Source organism: Acinetobacter bohemicus ANC 3994, from assembly GCF_000367925.1.
Taxonomy (GTDB): Bacteria; Pseudomonadota; Gammaproteobacteria; order Pseudomonadales; family Moraxellaceae; genus Acinetobacter; species Acinetobacter bohemicus.
This window is the reverse complement of record NZ_KB849164.1, coordinates 1,190,598-1,209,098: the sequence shown is the minus strand read 5'-3', so window position 1 is coordinate 1,209,098 and position 18,501 is coordinate 1,190,598. Positions and strand designations below refer to the sequence as shown.

The following is an 18,501-nucleotide window of genomic DNA, read 5'->3' as shown; positions in this document are numbered from 1 at the left end:
AAACCCTATTGTTGAGGTGTAAAAAATGGCACGTATTGGTTTAGATACATTAACAAATTTAGATGGTTTTGTTGCAGCTGCATTGGTTGATAGCGAAAGTGGACTTGCTTTGGCAACACAGGGGAGTGGTGTAGATTTAGAGCTTGCAGCAGCAGGGAATACGGAAGTCATTCGTTCAAAACGTAAGGTTGCTAAAACATTACAACTAAATGATGATATTGAAGATATTTTAATTACTTTAGGTAAACAATATCATTTAATCCGTCCTTTAGATTCGAATGATGCATTATTTCTTTATTTAGTCTTAGATCGTTCAAAATCGAACTTAGCAATGGCTCGTTATGAGTTAAAAGCATTCGAAAAAGAATTAGATTTTTCTTAATGAAACTGCAAGTCGCAGATAAGAAATTGATTTGAAATAAGAGGGCTCATCATTTGATGAGCGCTCTTATTCTTTAAAAGTCTCATTCAAAGCCTATTGCACAGCATCAACACGTGAGTTACAGGCTTTATTCCGAAGTTGTAGATAAAAAAGCCAACTTATTTTTAAGTTGGCTTTTTATTGTTTTGAGATTGGTTTAGATTTCTTAAGTGATTGATAATTAAATTAATATACAATTATTTTTTTCGTGGTCGCCATTTCTGTTAAATGGGCAGGGATTTGGTGTAAGTTTCCCGCCAAAAGATCCAGATAAAGATAGCAAGAAACAAAAGTATTAAACTTGAAAAGATTAAAATAGAGCTATGAGCCATAACAAAAGCTGAATTGGCTGATTTCATGATGAGATCTGCATTTTCTGCTGATAGATTTGGAAGAACTTGATAAGTTCCACCTATAGAACTTTCAGCTGTTTTCAGTTGATCAGCACTAAAAACATGATGAAAATCCACATTTTTTGTGTAGAAAAAAGATGCCATTAAACCGAAGATTGTTACACCTAAACCTGTTCCTAACTCATAGGACATTCCTTCAATTGCACCAGCAGATGATGCTTGTTCAATAGGTGCCCCTGATAAAATTGCTGATGTAGCTGCTAAAAAGGCACATAGAATACTTAGTCCTAATAAGATCATACAAAAAGCTGAAAATAAGTATTCAGTTTCATAATTAACAGCTGATAAAAAATACATAGATATAGAACTTAGTATTAAGCTAAATACTGCAACTCTTTTAGCTCCAAACTTATTTAGAAGAGGTGTACTAATCACCCCACCTACACTGACTGCAATCATAAACGGTAAAATATATAGGCCAGCTTGTAATGGACTAAACTGATACACGTATTGTAGTTTTTGAGAAATCAGTAACTCAAATCCTACCAGTGCAATCATCGCAACAACTGAAATGGTGAAACCATATTTCACAGATTTCGATGTGAATAGCTTAAGATCAAATAGGGGTTGATCACTTTTAATCTGCCTTTTTACAAATAAAAAACCGAGTACAACCCCTATAAGCCCAAGAAGAATGAATTGAGGATCAAATTCTTTTAAGCCGGCTTTTAAACTGTAAATTACGAAAAGAATGGCTGTTATCAGTATTAGTGCATCTAATAGATTTAATTTTTTTTCATGTATAAAATTTTGTTTAGGCAGATACTTTAAAATACATATAGTTACAACAACTATAATAGGAACATTAATCAAGAATACTGATCCCCAATAGAAGTATTCTAACAACAATCCACCGACTAAAGGCCCGAAAGCGGCACCAGCCCCCCCAGCCATAACCCACATTCCTAGAGCAAAGTTTCGTTCTTTTTCATCCATAAATGTATGACGTAGACAAGCTAAAGTGGCAGGCATAATCATGGATGCACCTAAGGCCAATATAGCTCTTGAAAAAATTAAAAAATTTGCTGTAGGTGAGAGTGCTGCTAGCACCGAGGCTATACCAAAAATGATACTACCCATAAGCATGAGTTTTCGATAACCAATTTTATCGCCTAAAGCGCCCATTACTAAAATAAGCCCAGCCATCAGCAATGGATAGATATCAATAATCCATAACAGTTGTGATGTGCTTGCTTTCAATTCTTGGCTTAAGGTAGGTACGGCGATGTGGAGTACAGTTGCATCAATAGCCACAGGAAGATAAAGCCCCACGACAATGGCTAAAATGAACCATTTGGGATGTAAAAACATAAAAATAGTATAAATTTGAACACATGTTCAAATTTATACTATTTTTTGATTTTTTACGCAACTTGTATATGCTGATGATGTTGTAAATGACTGTGTTAGAAAATGAGCTACTTAAGTAAAACGGAAAGAAAAAAACAGATCTTAGATGCTGCTATGACAATCGCATTAGATGATGGTTTGAATACATTGACAGTACGTCATTTAGCTCAAAAAGCTTCTTTGTCTGTAGGGCTTATTCATCATCACTTTAAAACTATTCAAGAATTAAAGTGTGAAGTATTTATGCAGCTCATTTATAAGAATTTAGATATCAGTGAAATAGATGATAATTTAAGTTTAACTGAGAAAATACTTTTGGCTCTAGGTTTTACTGAATCAGAAGATGAATTACCTTACGTTCGATTGTGGAATGATGCTGAACAAAATAGCCAAACTAGTCCTGAATTTAATAAAGTTTTTTTAATAGCAATTGAAGAATGGCAGAAGTCTGTAAAAAAAATATTGGAATCGGCATCGTTAAAAAATCATCATGAAAACCTTGATGATATGGCTTGGCAATTTATAGGCCTAACTTTAGGATTAGAAGGGCTGGTAAAGTTTCATTCTCATTTATTTACCTATCAATATATGACTCAATTAGTAACTCATTTAATTGAAAATAAAATTAATCAAAAAGTTTAATTTAGCTAAAATTAACATGATATACCTTATGCTAAATAGAAAAGTGAGGATCTAGAACCTCGCTTCGTGTAATGCTCATTATATTGAATGACGATTAGGCTTATAAATAATTCACGTTAATAAAAATGATATAATTAAAGATAGTATTGGTAATAGCTTACATATTAAAAATTATCAACCATGAAGAAATATGCTGATGTAACACCACAGGATTTTTTAAAAGAAATTTTCCCTAATGTTTACTTATTACGTGGAAGTATAAAAATAGGTCCATTGTTACAGATGAATCGAAACATGATAGTGGTTCGTAATGGAACTGAACTTACTATAGTTAATGCTGTTCGTCTAAATAACAAAAACTTAGAAATACTAGATGAATTAGGCACTGTAAAGAATATTATTCGACTAGGTGACTTCCATGGATTAGATGATCAATTTTATATTGATAAATATAAAGCTGATTTCTGGAGTCAGGAAAATCATAATAATTATTCCAATTTAACGCCTAATAAATTTATTAATAAAACAGTAAAATCTCCAATTCCCCAAAGTCTATTTTTTGTTTTTGAATCAGCCAAGTTTCCAGAAGCGGCACTATTTTTGCAAGAAAGTAAGTTGTTGATTACCACAGATAGTATTCAATACTGGGATGATTGGAACCATATAAGTTTTTTAAGTAAACTTATTTTATCTTTAATGGGGTTCCGTTTAGATTTATTTATTGGTGGACCATGGCTGAAAAAAGTCTCCACACAAAAAGAAAGTCTTAAATATGATTTTGAGAATTTATTAGATTTGGATTTCACAAGTTTAGTAGCTGCCCATGGAAATGTTTTAAAATACAGTGCAAAAATAAAGTTAGAAAAAGTAATTTTTGAGACTTTTAAGTAAAACTAAAATAAAATGAAAAAAATGGATTAAAAAATTAGCTGAGGCATTTAAAAAATGAAATTATTAATGAAAATGTAGATATTTATAAAAATCTTTTAACTGAATATTCTGAATCAGAAAAAAAGACCATAATTGTGTTAGAGCAAAGCATTTTTTTAATACTATATCAGATGAAGATAAGCTAATATTTTTCTCAATTTTATAGCAGACGATGATTAAATCTGCTAGTAATGTATTAGGTATTATTGATGAAAGTACGAGTTTATCGGAGTATGATGGTGATTTTTCATTGCTGTATAATGGAAAACCTATTGAATATTTACAAGATTGTTTTTTTATCCAAATTTGAGTAAAAATATAACATCTATACTGCCAATTTAACATAAAGAATTTATACAAACTTTAGGTCCATATAATAAATTTTATGTTAAGTAAAAGCTTGAAATTCAGGAATTTCGTATAAGGTATATTATGTTGGTTTTAGAAAAATTAATTAGTCCTCATATCAGAGAATATAATACAAATGTCAGAAATTGTTGTTTTTGATTTGGATGGAACACTATTATCAAGTGATGCTACAAGAATTTGGATAACTAAACAATTAAAATCTCATCCTCTTAGGTTTCTAACTGCAATTGCTATTATGCCTTTAGCAATAATTTTTATGAAATTTAAAAAATATAAAATTTTAGGAATTTCAATATTTTTATGGATTGCTACATATGGACTAAGTAGACAGCAGCTTGAAGAAAATTTCAAAACATTTGCAATGGGAATAAAAAATAATTCTATTCCTAATTTATATTGGTTTAAAGAAGGTATCTCTGAACTTAACTCTCATTTAATAGAAGGTAGAGATATCGTCATCGCAACAGGGTCTCCTGAGTTATTAGCTAAAGAATTATTAGAATCTATAGGTTTAAATGTCATGTATGTTGGTACACCACTAAAAAATAAAGTAGGTGGATGGGTTGGAGGAACCTATTGTATAAACGAAGAAAAAGTTAACCGATTGAAATTAATTGGGATAAATTACAAATGGTTTGCAACCTATACGGATGATATTAAAAATGATTATCCTATTTTGATAAATAGCAAATATCCTTATTTAATCAATGGGGATAAGCAAAAGAATTTAAGTAAAAAACTAAAAAACATGCACTATTTAGAATGGAACTAACTATCCTTGAGCTCTCCTCATTTAACCTAATCATCGTTACATGACGCGAGGATAGTAGATCCTCGCTTTTTACCCCTCATATAAGCTGTATTATGCGAATTTAAAAAAATTTAAAGGTTATACCTGCCTATTTGAGTATAAAAATCTGTTTAAGATTTTAATCGACTAACCCATGCCACGGTCTTTTTTACTTTACTTTCAATATCGGTATTTGGGATGTTCCACTGTTGATTTAATGCGATAAATCGCTCCAAATCGAGCGGTTCCGTTCTAATAAAATTTAGCATTTCAGCAGACATATCTAGTTTTTGTGCCAACCAACTCCATTTTAAAACCTGCTTAAGTAACTTTAGCGAAATAAAGTAACGTGGTGGCTTAAGATGTAATTGCTGTGCAATAAGCTGAATCAATTCCTGAAAGGAAACTTGCTTAGGATTAGCCACTAGAATTTCCTGCTGAAGGGTGTTTGGATCTTGGGCTGCATGAATTATAGCATCAACCAACATGGTCACCGACACCAATGGCAAGTAGTGCTGTGATGTTCCAGGAATAGCTGTCATTTTTCCTTGTTTTAATTGTTGGATAAGGTGTGCTATCGGTTGATAAGACGGAATTTCCCCAGACGTTTCATCGCCAATGACAGTGGCAGGATGGATAATTGTCCATGGGATATTATATTGAATAGCGTGTTTAACCCAAGTGAAATGCCCTTGAATTTTAGATGCTTCATACGCTCCCAATCTAGCATAGACCCGTGGCCAATCGGTCTGCTCTATACGATTCCGATAGATGCCAGCCGCCTGCAAATGCTCATTTAGGGTCAACATATAGCCTGATAGGTGTACTGCTCGTTCTAACTGGCAATGCTTACTAACGCGCTCTAATAACAACTCAAGCCCATTAACATTAACAGACTTAGCCTGCTGCATTGTTAAATTCCATGCAAACAAGGCACTGGTGTTGTAAAGATAATTGACTGCTTTGAGTTGCTGCCAGTCCTGCTTGGACAGCCCTAAGTTTGGCAGAGTAACATCACCCTGAATAAAATTTAACTGTTGATGAGCAATACCTTGATCTGTCAGCCACTGCCGAAGCTGTGGGGCTTGCTGCTCGACATTACGGCATAGCGCAAACACCTGAGCATTGTTGCTAAGCAGGCGCGCGATTAGAAATTTACCGATAAATCCTGTTGCCCCCACCACAAGAGCTATCTGATTTGAAATGTGCATGAATATGTACTCTATTGAATTGTTCATGCTTAAGCTAAAGTATGGAGTACACTCTATGGTCAAGTGATTTTGAAAAATTATTAATGCAAAGGGGCGTTATACATGCTGATTGGCAAGCTATCACAACAGATAAATATGAGCCGGGATACAATTCGCTTTTATGAGAAAATGAAGTTGATTCAGCCATTAGTTCGCAATAATGGCTATAAGGATTATCCTGAACAAACCCTGCAACAGTTACAACTAATACAGATTGCCAAGAATCTGGGATTTACTCTTGCCGAGATCAGGCAGATCATCGATTTAGTAAATGAAAGTGAGATTCCAGCAGAACAGTTTCAGGAAATTTTGCAGGATAAGCTAGGTGCAATTCAGGAAAAAATCGAGCAATTGCAACAGATGCAGGCGATGCTGGAAAATCTAATAAAAGGTGAGCCTTGCCCATTAAGAAAAGACTGTGATGTGGTGAAAATATCCATTGGGGACACAGTATTAAGAAAAATTGAAAGCAGTTGAGAAGCTTGAAAGAATGAATGACCTAATGATATTTATCACCTACAAATTGAAGAAGAGATAGATAGATGTATATCGGAAAATTAGCTCTGGTAACAGGTGTAACACAAAAAGCGATTCGACATTATGAGAACTTAGGTTTAATCCCAGCACCAGAGCGTAAGGGTAAATACCGTTTTTATAAACAATTAGATATTCAGTTAATTAAAATGATTAAGCGGGCGCAGACCGTAGGTTTTAGTCTTTCTGAAATTGCTGCACTGGCAGAAGTTAAAGCGCAAGAAAAGCGGTTTCCGCTAGAAATAGCTCAACAGCTTTTTAAAGATAAACATCTGCAAATTTTGCAGAAAAAGGCTGAGTTAGAAAGAATAGAAGAAGATTTACTTGACTTGGAGCAAGAGCTTACAGAAATGTACGATGTTGAAAAGATTCATGGATAACAGGAGATTTTTTAAAAAATACGCTTGACTCTCACCTTAGGGTAAAGGTTTATATTACTTGCCAGAACAAACAGAGACGGCAAAACATGAATATATTGACATCATTTAAGGGTAAGACGGCTTTAGTTACAGGGGCATCATCTGGTATAGGAATGGGGTTTGCGAGAACTCTTGCGGCAAATGGAATTGACTTAGTTATTACTGCGCGCTCTGAAATGAAACTGCAAGATCTAGCACAAGAGTTAAAAACTGCTTACGGCATTAATATATATGTAATTATTTTAGATTTAGCCGAAGCTAATGCAGTTTATAAATTAACAGAATATTTAAGAGAAAATCGTATAACAGTTGATATTCTAATTAATAATGCTGGTTTTGGAAAATGGGCAAAATTTTTAGATGAACCTTTAACTAGTTATCATCAAATGCTGGCATTAAATATCAATAGCTTAGTCACATTAACCTATTTACTTTTGCCAGCTATGCTTGAAAAAAAACAAGGATTGATCATTAATGTTGCATCAACAGCCGCATTTCAACCTCTTCCTTATATTGCTATATATGGAGCATCTAAAACTTTTGTGCTTAATTTTACAGAAGCAATTGCAGGAGAAAATCTTGATTCAGGAGTAAGGTTTTTGGCATTATGTCCTGGCAATACTGCAACAAATTTTGCTCAAGTTGCAAATGCTGATACAGATGGAATGCCAGTTTCAACAGTAGAAACAGTTGTTGATGCCGCTATATGGGCTTTAGGCCGTAATCAGCTATATTGTATTCCAGGAAAAAGAAACTATTTTTCAGCTCAGTTTGCTCGTATTATTCCTAGGTTTATAATGCTAAAAATAGTAGAAAATATGTTCAGAAAAAGAGTTGTTAAATAGCTTTTCTATTGTATGCCCTTGATGTATTTAATAAGCAGATATTTTGTTTAATTCTATTCCAGATCATTTGAAATAATTGACCGCAAATATTTTATTCTACGAATAGATAACTCACAAAACGAATAATCATTTGCTATTGCTATTTAAAAAAAGTAAATGATTATTCACTATATAAAATACTGTTTTCAGTCTAAGAAATTTTTTGCTGATAAATGATTTAAAGTGCATTTCATATAAGCATCAATGTCTTACTCAAATAATTCCATAGTTCAGTACACTGGAACGGTTTTTATGTGAATGCTGGCTGCACAGCTCATTCGATTTAAAAAATGTATGCCGCAGTCCGTGTTCATTGTGTGAATTTCTAATTCATTCAAGCAACGTGTTTTCTAAAAAATGTAATAAAAAAATATTAATAATGTTAGGATGAAAAACTAAAGCTTTTAATAAATTATATGGATCATGATTGTATGGATAATCTTTTATATGTATACGCCCTATGCTCTGTATTACTTTTTATTAAAATGTTTGTAATATCTTGCTATCAAGGATTTTATCGAATAAAAAATAAAGCTTTTAAAAATATTGAAGATGCTCATTTTGTTAAAGTCGCAGCGCATTATCAAGAGCTTCCGCAAGTAATCAGAGCCAATCAAGCATGGCTAAATGACTTAGAAAATATTCCTGTATTCTGGGTGTTAGGTGGATTATGTATCATCCTGAATACAAGCTATGAGTTTACTATGTGGTTATTTTACATTTTCACTATCGCCAGAGTTGCTCATACAATTACTTATCTTGGCGGTATTCAACCTTGGCGTACTATTTCTTATATGATTGGTGTGATTTGCTTATTGATTATGGCAATTAAAGTAGTAATTGTTATTTTTAATTTTTGAGTTATTACCATTCATGCTAGCTGATTTATAACAGCTTTGTAATAATTTCCAAAAATACAATAAGGGTGGGGTAAGAAAAAGTATGATGACCTATGCACGATGGAAAATAGCGTAATAATGCTTTGGTGAAAACCGATATATAACGTGCATATCATGTATATAAAATCGGTTTTTGCCAAAAATATAATATTTTATTACAAACATCACCGAATTTAAATTAGTCGGAAAATCTGTATAAAAATTTTAACCAACTTGCAAAAATGAACAAGTTGATTATTGAAAAAATAAATTTTCACACATTATTTAGTATAGCCTAGTTATTTAGAAGTGTTTTTAACTGCAAGTATTTTGCATTGCTCATTATTTTTACAATTTTTTGTTTGACTTGTTATTTTTTGAGGCTGAGATGGAAAATCTAGACTATGAATAATTTGCATTGATGCTGAAGTTGAAACAGATATAAATGAAGATAGTACAACTAATATTGCTAAAATACTGTGTTTTGAACAGAACATAAGATTGCCTTAAAAATAAAATAAAAAAATGAATCTAGCTATTAAATAGCCATTTAATTTAATAAAAATTAATATGATTTGAATATCGCTAAAAATTGGTATTTATACTTTATAGAGTAGTTATTATGTCTAATATAAAATATATTGACATCTATAAATTAGATATTCTTTAAGTGATTAATAGGCAGAGTTTAGAAAAATATAGCTGTATTGATTGATTCTTGGTTTTAGAAATTACATGTTTGAAAAGTGTGATATCTGATAGATCTTCGGTAATAAATGTTCAGTATATCAAAACTTTTATGATCATCTGTTTTTAGTAAAGCGACTTTTTGATGCCCTTTGCGTTAAGGAAAACGTACTGTCCGAAAGTGCGGGTTAGTCCAGTACTACCAAGTGTTATTTTTATGAATTGCTGCAAAGAAGTGTATTGAATCATGCTTCTGTGGTGTGGAAACATCAATAGCGTTGAACGCATTTGACCATACAATGGTACAGCTTTGTAAAACAAGGTAACTAGCTGTAAGTATTATGCCAAAGTAGTCATTTATGGATTGATTCAACCACGTTGCCTGTATGTAAAAATCAGCGTATTCAACTGTATAAACCTATAGCAGTAATTGCAACATGAGGTAAAAGTTTAATCGGATGATTCTTTGTTATATGACCATCAGTTTTATCATCAAAATAAGCCGATGATTCAAACGATGGAAGCATCCGCTTAAACAGGATTGGGGTTACTTAAAAAAATTAATCTTTTCAAAAACTTTAAGACTTAATCTTTTTCTTATGCGCGTACATTTTCTCATCTGCTTCTTGTAGTGCTTTTAATAATCCATTAAGAGGATTGCGCATAGCAAGACCAATAGCAGCACTGATATTAGCTTCTGCAAAAACTTGAAGTACTCTGTTTACTAAGTTTTCTGCATTTATTTGATTATTTTCAATACTCAGAATCGCAAATTCATCTCCACCCAAACGAGCTACAATATCATTACTGCGTACACAACCTTTTAAAGCCGTTGCTGCCTTTTGAATGAGTTCATCACCCGCGGTATGTCCCAAACTATCGTTTACAGTCTTCAAATTATTAAGATCAATCATTAAAATGGCAGTAGGGTGCCCATAACGTTTACAACGTTCTTCCTCTAAACTAATTAAGTTATCCCATGCCCTACGGTTGAATAATCCAGTCAATGAATCATTTAGAGCTTCTTCTTTAAAGCGTTCACGTTGGCGTATTTGTTCAACTTCTCGTAATTCTCCTTGTAAAATATAACTTAGCATTTGACCTAATAGATCAATTAGTCCAGCTTCTTTCGTTATTGCATCTGATTGAGGCTTGGGATCAATCGCGCAGAGCGTACCAAAAAGAGAACCATCTTCTTTTGTGAGTGGTTGGCCAATATATGCTTTGATCTCTACCTGCTTAGCTATGGGTGCATTCACATAAAGTGGAATATCTTCTGATCGGGGAGCAATTCTGGGGGCTTTGCCTTGTACCATATGAGAACAGAAAGAGTCAGCCCAACGAAATACTTGACCGGGTTGAACATTATATCCATTATCTTCACTTTGAAGCACAATCCAATCATCACCCTCAGTACGAGTAATCATCCATAAATTAAAACCAAATTTTTGATATAAAAATTTTAAAACAGCCTGACCAGCTTCTTCGAAGTTTTTAAATTCAGCACTATTCATTTAATTATCCTGCCATTAATAGTAAAAATTAATATCAAAAAAACGATTGAGTATTTTCCCAGCAATACTTTTCATGTTTTAAACAAAAAATTGAGTCCAGATTTATTTTATCAAATATTATTAAAGAAAATAGTGCAATTAAAATGGATAAGATTCTAAAAATAATAGCTTAATATTGAATTTTAGCAAATTCATATACTTTGACTGCTTCTGATGGCGTTACTTCCTCTAATTGCTTTTAGCAGTTTGTGATAAGAAGTGCAAGAAGTAGAGTAGGCCGTATTTGACTCTAATCATTCTGATTTTATTAAATTGAGAATTATAAAGAAAAATTGATAAAAGAAAATCCACATCAAAGTAAATTTGAAAATTTCATTTTGAAAATCAGCGCTTTTTATTGTACATAGTGACAAGAATAATAATGATGATAGCGATGATTAGTGAGATGACAGCTGTTTCCATTTGCATATGTCCACCACGTTTTTATGCTGTGTATAAATTTTATCAGGTTTGAAAAGGATAGTGGAAGATATTCAAAATCCACCGAAGTAAGTCTTGTGCGAGTTAATAACATCCATCGTATTAAAGTAACGGGTTGTTATCGGCTTTTTATGTTGTATAAATATTTGTAAGTTATTTATTTTAAATAAATTAATTGGTTATTGTGTACCGTGCGCTGTCTTCTCTTAATCTAATCGTAATTAAACAGTGTGACAATCAAAAGAAATTCCAATTTTGACTTAAAGAAGTCATATTCTGATTTAATTTCTTAAGCTAGTTATCAACTATATATTTAATTTTAATGAAAATATTATTTTTTTAGAAAAAATAATTGTTATAATCTCGCGCACTTTACGCACAACCGTGCTTTTTTTCCCGCTGAATTGTAAATATCTTTTTTATGAACCGTAAATTTATTGGTGCTGCTGCACTACTGTTTGGACTCATCAATCCATTAGCTGCTATGCCTGTTGATCCGTTAATTGGTACATGGAAGGTTATAGATGACTATACTGGCTATTATATTTCAGATATTGTGATCCGTAAGAATTCAAAAACACAGCAATATAGTGCTGTCATTACTAAAAATTATCCTTTACCAGGTACACCCAAGACTGAAGTGTGCACCAAATGTCAGGGTACATTAAAGAATCAGCCGATTTTTGGAATGGAGGCGCTAAACGGGCTTGTTGCGGATGCTAGCAATCAACAATTCAGCAAAGGCGTGTGGGTCAACCCACAGGATGGACGAGTATATAATATTGATGCCCGTCTAAATACTTCAGGAGATCAAATGAAAGTCCAAGGTAAAGCTAAAAATGGCAATACTGTAAGCAACATGATCTGGAAGAAACTCTAATATTATTTTCATTAATCAATGATTCAAAAATGAAAGTCATCTAAATAAAAAGCCATCTAATTTCATTATTGGGTGGCTTTATTTTTATAGGATACAAGAGCATTCTTTGTTTTTTGTATATAAATTACATTTTGTATAAAAAATAATCCAATTGAATATGTAAAGCTATAAGAATGGGTGATAGGGTTTGTATTCCCATGTTTTTTGTTTTGAGGTGAGTGATGAAATTGTTAGCTCTCATTGGTGCAGGTGTGGCAGCGGGATATTGCTATAAGAAGATGAAGAATAAGAAGCAAAATCCAAAAAACGCTCAGTTTGATGAAAGCACTAAAAATTCTCAGTTAGATGAAAATGTTAAAGTTGAAAATACTACCGTGTAATTTCTTTAAATTAACCTCACAAATAAGCGTGATTTTAATGAGCTACTTTACAATTTATATAACAACAAAAGCTCGGTCAGTAGATCGAGCTTTTTAATTATTCTAAATAATGAGTTAAGTATAGGTAATCATATGATTTGGTTGGCATTATTTGTATTTTTGGTATATTTAGCCACTGTAAAGTTACTTTACATAAATGATAATGATAATCAGAAACTAGCTGTGGTTTCTAACGCCCTCCAAGGCGTTCTTAGTTTTAGCCCACTCTTCCATGTGTGGGTTTTTTTTGCATAAAAATAAGCTAAAAAGCTCTATAAAATATTGTGTGAAATTTAAAAGAAGTAAAGTGATTGCAAGATTTATTGTCATAAAGATTCGGTAAAAATATTAAAAATGGACTGTGATGAGTTTCATAATAAATTCATTTAGTTTTGATTTAATAATTGTAGTATTTTGAAGAGGGGAGATTTATGTCTAATCACTACAAGCTTGAAGAAGTTACCGCATCTAATGATGAGGGAGATACTGTTACAATTAAGAGAATTTATGAACCAAAACCTAATCGTGGGTTGGGTTCAAATATTGGTGGAAATATCTATCAACCATCAAATAGAATCGTTATTGATGGGCAGGTAATCAAACTCACTTTAGATAGCTGTTTTCACCATCCCAAAAATAGAAAAATATACTCAATTTAATCTGTAAATCTAGTTCAAACCACCTTCGGGTGGTTTTCTATTATAAAGATCAGCATTTTGTTTTAATTTATAAAATTAGGAAAGGAAAAGTAATGAAAAAGTTATTTCTGGGTTTTATTCTAGGTTTGGGCCTTTCAACAATCACTTTTGCAAAATTAAGCAGTAGGTGCATAAGATTAACAAGAAGTGGTGCAGCAGGAATTTGACAGCAGTTTGCTGGATAATCGGTCATTGTAGCACTGCTGGTGATATGGGCAAGTCATAAAATTGCTTTTATATATGCAGTAACATTAAATAGAGTGTAGGACGAAGACGATGTTGATCGGATAGTACTGCTTTTTAGGATGGATTTGCTGAGATGCTTACATACATAACATTGCTTAATATATCAAAAGTCTTTTTAATTGATTTTGAAAGTTGCAGATATGGATGCTATTTCCAGAAATCCACAATACTTTGAACAATTTTATAGGTAAGAAATATTATGAAATATTTAGCTATTTTTTGTTTAACTCTCTCACTTGGGCTGACCGCATGCCAAAAACGAGATACTGATACTCCAGAGCAAGATAAGACTACAAGTCCTCACTCAATAGATAAAGACAAGTCATAAATGGAACCTGCTCATTAAGCAGATAGATCATTCGTTGGTAACATGGTAAAGTTTTAAATAGCTTAGTTCTATACTGTGTTAATGAGGTAAAGAAAGCTTTAAAGTTGTTGAATTGTGAGTATTTATACCAAATAGAGATAAACTAATTTTAGAACCAGAAAGCTGAGATGATCGAAATCTCAAGCGTTTATCCTATTGTGCTAAGCTTTTCCAATAAATTGACTTAAACTTCTGAAAAAAGTCATCAATAACACAAAATAAGTGAGTATGAGCCATATATGGCGCAAGTATTATAGTGACTAGAGTTGTGAGTTTGGTGTGGTAACTCAACTAGATAACTATAGGAACCATCTTTTTCAAATTTTTCTTATCCGCGATTCGGGTTAAATAATGTTAAAACAACAGGAATTTTCTATATGATGAAAAAACTAGCTGCCTTGATCTTTGGCTCTGTACTTATGACTGGCTGTGCAACAACGCAGAATGTTGAAAATGTTAGTACAGTAGGGCTGTTAATTTGCAAACCCAATGAATTGTGTCCTATCGTAACGGTTAGCTGGAATGAATCACATAAAGATTTACTTAAATTAAGAGTGAGTTTAAATAGTACGAAAACTCAATATGATATTCAGAAAGTTATTTTTGATAATGGGCAGCAATCTTATTCATTTAGCCCTGTAGGCAAGACAGAGCAGGACTTTGTTCTTGGAAATTATCGTTCACGTAACAGTATTATTACACCTATTAACCTCATGAATAATTTACGTGGCTCAGATCAAATTTTAATGAATATTTATACAGATAAAGGCGTTATTTCACGTTATGTCTATAAAGATGGTCAGGAAGCACTAATTTATAAAGAATTTAAAAGTGTTTATAAGTAGCCGTTGAGCCTTAAGCGTAAGTCAGTACATAAAGCTATTCGAAAGACTTAATGCCTATCAGTTAAGGATTTTAGCAATAAATTCCTTAACTTTTATTATTCATGACGCAGTCCCATATTCTTAAATCATATATCTGAAGCTTATTGGGTTCCTTGCGAAACAATGTTTCTCATTAGCTCAAATGAGAAGCCTCAAAATATATTTTGAGTTCATAAAAAGGCATCTTGCAAATAGTTTTAAATCAATGATTAAAAAAAATCTTTCCATAAAAATTCATTCAGTGCCTTCATATTGCGTCATTAATCGCAGAAACCATATTTTTTCAAAGTCGTTTTGCATTAAGCTGCAACATAAAGTCGTACTTTCTTTATTACTCAGGTCGCGGATGAGGCTTTCATGAATCACATAATATCTAGAATTTAAAAAGAAAAATGCCAATCAATTTCTGAACTGACTGGCATTCATTTGAAAGAATGGTTTTTCTGGAAGCCACTCATTTTTAAAGAAATCACGACAGAAGTAGCAGAAATTCTTAATAATATATTAGAAAATATAAAAAATTAAGTTATAAAATATTAACTATTTTGTGATTTATATCTCATTTTTATTCAATAAATTGATATTAATTGCATATTTGTGTAGAATTTTAATATTAATTTCTTTTACATTAGAGACGACTATGATTTTTTGGGATGGAGAAAAGGCACTTCCTGAGCAGGCTGGGAATTTCAAAAAATATTTAAAAAATTACTTGGCTAAATTGAATTATGAATACTTGTTAGATAACAAAAAATTTAATTACGATAGTACGACGGATGAGTTCCTCGATACCGATATTCAAGAGTTTTATCATCTATGGACGATAGCTTAAAAAAAATTCATGCTGGTAATAAGCGGCTTTTGAGTTCGGAAGAAAAACGTGTGTTATTTGCAATACCTGACATTCTTATCAGATTCATGAATCCAAACGGATTTTTATTCTAAACAATAAGAAATTGATAATTTATATATTTTTGATATCTTTATATTTTGCTAAGAACTTTTAAATGATGAAAAAAATTGTATTTTTGGGATTGATGATTTCTTCTCTTACAGCATGTTCAGCTATGCAAAACAAAAACACGGATACACCAAAGATCGGTATAGCAAATCCTGCGAGTGAGTATTGTATTAGCCAAGGTGGAAAACTAGAAACTAAAGATGAAGCGAATGGTCAAGTGGGTTATTGTCACTTATCAAATGGTCAAGTTATCGAAGAATGGAAATTTTTCAGAGACAGTCAAAAAGAATGTTTACCTGAAAAGGCTCAGGAATTAATAGGTCAATCCACGCTTACGGATGATCAAATTAAACAAAAAACTCAATCTGAAATTATTCGCCGTGTTGCACCCGGTCAGCCAGTGACGATGGACTATCGTTCAAATCGTATTACAGTAACGATTGATCCTGTTTCTAAGAAAATTACACAGGCAAATTGTGGTTAATTTTTGATTATCATGATTGAAAGATAAAACTAAGAATATAGAACTTTAAAGCTCAACCTCGGTTGGGCTTTAGCTTGATTGAAAATAGAGATGTTAGATCAAACCTACAATATGAAAAAAATAAAAAGACTTTTATTGAAATGATTTGAGGCTAGAAAAGTTCATTTCTTTTTTAAGAAAACCAATCAAATTGATGACTTTCTATTGTTAGCCTTTATTTTAGCTATAAAAATTTTAGGGATGATGACGATCAGGAATTTGCTTAGCCCCAGTAGACCTTTTCGATTGTTGAATCGAGGGAATGTACAGCTCGAAATGTAAGATTACTTTCCGAACGGGGATCTTGCCCCGAACCATAATGCCTAGAAATTTTCTTTAAAATCTGTTGAATATTCCATTTATTTATCGCCTATATTTTTTAGGATTGAGTTATAAAGTAAGTCTAAAGAATAATTTTATGCATTTTTTGCATGCCATAATTAATTTTTGCATTATCGTTTTTTCCAAAAAAAAGTAACACTTGCCGCAGTGAATTGCTTAATCGGTGATTTTGCACCCAGCTCCTAGAACAAGCCTACGTAAATTGATCAACATGGAATGTCATCAATGCCTTGCTATAAAAGCAATAAACTTGATGCAAAGAAGATTAAAGAAGGAACTGTTTTTATGAACCAGAAAAAATTGCTCAAATATATTCTGATCGCGATGATATCGGGAATACTCGTTGGTTGGGCCTTTCATAGTATTTTAACCACTGCACAAACAACGGAAATCGCAGCATATTTCAAGATCGTTACAGATGTATTCTTAAGATTAATTAAAATGATTGTTGCACCGTTGGTGTTTGCGACGATTGTTTCTGGTTTAATCTCAATGGGTAAATCATCTTCTTTGGGATCGATTACCTTAAAGGCGATGAGTTGGTTTATTGGTGCATCATTTATCTCCCTTTTGCTTGGGATGGGCTTAGCAAATTTATTCCAGCCAGGCTCTGGAATGGACCTGAGTATCCCGAAAGAAGCTGTAGATGTGGGTGTAAGTGCCACCAGTCTAAGCTTACAGACATTTATTACGCATATTTTCCCGCGTAGTTTTGCAGAAGCGATGGCAAATAATGAAATATTACAAATCCTCGTTTTTTCAATTTTCTTTGGTTTCGCACTGGCTTATGTTCAGCATCACAGTGAAGCGACTGTGATTGGCCGAATTATTGACGAACTTTGTAAAGTCATGTTCCGTATCACTGATTATGTGATGGCCTTTGCACCTATCGCAGTTTTTGCCGCAATTGCGTCTGCCATTACCATTCAAGGGCCTAAGTTAATTCTTGATTACAGTATTTTCATTGGACAGTTCTATGTTGGATTGCTCATCCTTTGGACAATTTTAATTTCTTTCGGTTATATCTTCTTGAAAAAAGATGTTTTCAGATTGATGAAAGTAGTGCGTGAACCGACCATGTTGGCATTTGCCACTGCCAGTAGCGAATCGGCTTACCCAAAAACCATGGATGCTTTAGATAAATTTGGTGTGCCAAAACGTATTACCAGCTTTGTTCTTCCATTGGGTTATTCATTCAATCTTGATGGCTCTATGATGTATATGGCATTTGCCGTGTTATTTATTGCACAAGCCTATAACATTGATTTGAGTTTTACTCAGCAGGCTTTAATCCTACTTACATTGATGATCACCAGTAAAGGCATTGCAGGGGTTTCTCGTGCATCTATCGTGGTGATTGCATCAACGCTTGCCATGTTTAAACTTCCTGAAGCGGGTATTTTATTAATTTTGGCTGTTGATCAATTTCTAGATATGGGACGTACTGCGACCAATGTGATTGGAAATAGTATTGCCACAGCGGTGATTGCCCGTACTGAAGGCAACAAGCATGATCTTCCTGAAGAGGAAGGCGTTGTTGTTGATACAATTATTCCTGTGAATCGATTAGCTGATAATAGTTAAGCTGCTTCAGCAAGGCTTATATAAAATCAATGAAGT

At 32.8% G+C, this 18,501-nt stretch carries 19 protein-coding genes and 2 pseudogenes; 17 read left to right on the top strand and 4 right to left on the bottom strand.

From position 1 onward, the window contains the following. The first annotated feature begins 25 nt into the window (after positions 1–25). Positions 26–382, top strand: a complete 357-nt coding sequence (locus F994_RS05560; RefSeq protein ID WP_004649182.1) for a roadblock/LC7 domain-containing protein — start codon at positions 26–28, stop codon at positions 380–382. A 263-nt stretch (positions 383–645) separates the two neighbouring features. Here F994_RS05560 and F994_RS05555 read toward each other — a convergent pair whose 3' ends face one another. Further along, positions 646–2,145 (bottom strand): MFS transporter, encoded by a 1,500-nt coding sequence (locus tag F994_RS05555; protein WP_004649181.1) that lies wholly within the window; start codon positions 2,143–2,145, stop codon positions 646–648. Between the two features lie 102 nt (positions 2,146–2,247). Between F994_RS05555 and F994_RS05550 the strand changes: the two genes are divergently transcribed. The 3 genes from F994_RS05550 (at position 2,248) to F994_RS05540 (ending at position 4,897) form a co-directional block, all read left to right on the top strand. Continuing rightward, complete coding sequence (locus F994_RS05550) at positions 2,248–2,826, top strand: TetR family transcriptional regulator (RefSeq protein ID WP_004649180.1); 579 nt, start codon at positions 2,248–2,250, stop codon at positions 2,824–2,826. Positions 2,827–3,006: 180 nt separating this feature from the next. Beyond that, on the top strand, positions 3,007–3,717 hold the full coding sequence (locus F994_RS05545; RefSeq protein WP_004649179.1) for a hypothetical protein: 711 nt from the start codon (positions 3,007–3,009) through the stop codon (positions 3,715–3,717). 523 nt (positions 3,718–4,240) lie between these two features. Next, positions 4,241–4,897 carry a haloacid dehalogenase-like hydrolase gene (locus F994_RS05540; protein ID WP_004649176.1) on the top strand — a complete coding sequence of 219 codons (657 nt, stop codon included), beginning with the start codon at positions 4,241–4,243 and terminating at the stop codon, positions 4,895–4,897. 149 nt (positions 4,898–5,046) lie between these two features. Here F994_RS05540 and F994_RS05535 read toward each other — a convergent pair whose 3' ends face one another. Beyond that, on the bottom strand, positions 5,047–6,126 hold the full coding sequence (locus F994_RS05535) for an SDR family oxidoreductase (protein ID WP_004649175.1): 1,080 nt from the start codon (positions 6,124–6,126) through the stop codon (positions 5,047–5,049). Between the two features lie 102 nt (positions 6,127–6,228). On the opposite strand from F994_RS05535, the gene F994_RS05530 reads away from it, so the two are divergent. From F994_RS05530 to F994_RS17765, 5 genes and pseudogenes are all read left to right on the top strand, one after another. Beyond that, the gene (locus F994_RS05530) at positions 6,229–6,642 is read left to right on the top strand and encodes a MerR family DNA-binding protein (RefSeq protein ID WP_004649174.1); all 414 of its coding nucleotides are present in this window, start codon (positions 6,229–6,231) and stop codon (positions 6,640–6,642) included. A 65-nt stretch (positions 6,643–6,707) separates the two neighbouring features. Beyond that, positions 6,708–7,079 carry a MerR family transcriptional regulator gene (locus F994_RS05525; RefSeq protein ID WP_004649173.1) on the top strand — a complete coding sequence of 124 codons (372 nt, stop codon included), beginning with the start codon at positions 6,708–6,710 and terminating at the stop codon, positions 7,077–7,079. Positions 7,080–7,165: 86 nt separating this feature from the next. Further along, positions 7,166–7,963 carry an SDR family NAD(P)-dependent oxidoreductase gene (locus F994_RS05520; RefSeq protein WP_004649172.1) on the top strand — a complete coding sequence of 266 codons (798 nt, stop codon included), beginning with the start codon at positions 7,166–7,168 and terminating at the stop codon, positions 7,961–7,963. 470 nt (positions 7,964–8,433) lie between these two features. Beyond that, positions 8,434–8,862, top strand: a complete 429-nt coding sequence (locus F994_RS05515; protein ID WP_004649171.1) for an MAPEG family protein — start codon at positions 8,434–8,436, stop codon at positions 8,860–8,862. A gap of 1,053 nt (positions 8,863–9,915) precedes the next feature. Next, a pseudogene (locus tag F994_RS17765) lies at positions 9,916–10,005 on the top strand (IS982 family transposase); the annotation flags it as partial. 140 nt (positions 10,006–10,145) lie between these two features. Here the strand turns inward: F994_RS17765 and F994_RS05510 are convergent. Then, a complete protein-coding gene (locus F994_RS05510; RefSeq protein WP_004649169.1) occupies positions 10,146–11,081 on the bottom strand; it encodes a sensor domain-containing diguanylate cyclase in 936 nt (311 codons plus the stop codon). A gap of 901 nt (positions 11,082–11,982) precedes the next feature. On the opposite strand from F994_RS05510, the gene F994_RS05505 reads away from it, so the two are divergent. The 4 genes from F994_RS05505 to F994_RS17760 all read left to right on the top strand — a co-directional run bounded on the left by F994_RS05505 (position 11,983) and on the right by F994_RS17760 (position 14,132). After that, positions 11,983–12,441, top strand: coding sequence for a DUF2147 domain-containing protein (locus F994_RS05505; protein WP_004649168.1), 459 nt, complete (start codon positions 11,983–11,985; stop codon positions 12,439–12,441). Between the two features lie 221 nt (positions 12,442–12,662). Then, positions 12,663–12,821, top strand: coding sequence for a hypothetical protein (locus tag F994_RS17555; protein WP_004649167.1), 159 nt, complete (start codon positions 12,663–12,665; stop codon positions 12,819–12,821). A 470-nt stretch (positions 12,822–13,291) separates the two neighbouring features. Continuing rightward, positions 13,292–13,519, top strand: coding sequence for a hypothetical protein (locus tag F994_RS05500; protein WP_004649165.1), 228 nt, complete (start codon positions 13,292–13,294; stop codon positions 13,517–13,519). A 484-nt stretch (positions 13,520–14,003) separates the two neighbouring features. Then, complete coding sequence (locus tag F994_RS17760) at positions 14,004–14,132, top strand: hypothetical protein (protein ID WP_228128027.1); 129 nt, start codon at positions 14,004–14,006, stop codon at positions 14,130–14,132. Between the two features lie 13 nt (positions 14,133–14,145). Here the strand turns inward: F994_RS17760 and F994_RS17755 are convergent. Beyond that, positions 14,146–14,408 (bottom strand): annotated as a pseudogene (locus tag F994_RS17755) (IS982 family transposase); the annotation flags it as partial. 140 nt (positions 14,409–14,548) lie between these two features. Between F994_RS17755 and F994_RS05495 the strand changes: the two are divergent. The 4 genes from F994_RS05495 to F994_RS05480 all read left to right on the top strand — a co-directional run bounded on the left by F994_RS05495 (position 14,549) and on the right by F994_RS05480 (position 18,465). Then, positions 14,549–15,016 carry a hypothetical protein gene (locus F994_RS05495; RefSeq protein WP_004649164.1) on the top strand — a complete coding sequence of 156 codons (468 nt, stop codon included), beginning with the start codon at positions 14,549–14,551 and terminating at the stop codon, positions 15,014–15,016. Positions 15,017–15,695: 679 nt separating this feature from the next. After that, on the top strand, positions 15,696–15,887 hold the full coding sequence (locus F994_RS05490; protein ID WP_004649163.1) for a hypothetical protein: 192 nt from the start codon (positions 15,696–15,698) through the stop codon (positions 15,885–15,887). 178 nt (positions 15,888–16,065) lie between these two features. Continuing rightward, positions 16,066–16,500 carry an I78 family peptidase inhibitor gene (locus F994_RS05485; protein ID WP_034696681.1) on the top strand — a complete coding sequence of 145 codons (435 nt, stop codon included), beginning with the start codon at positions 16,066–16,068 and terminating at the stop codon, positions 16,498–16,500. Between the two features lie 666 nt (positions 16,501–17,166). After that, on the top strand, positions 17,167–18,465 hold the full coding sequence (locus F994_RS05480) for a dicarboxylate/amino acid:cation symporter (protein WP_004649161.1): 1,299 nt from the start codon (positions 17,167–17,169) through the stop codon (positions 18,463–18,465). The last annotated feature ends 36 nt before the right edge of the window (positions 18,466–18,501 follow it).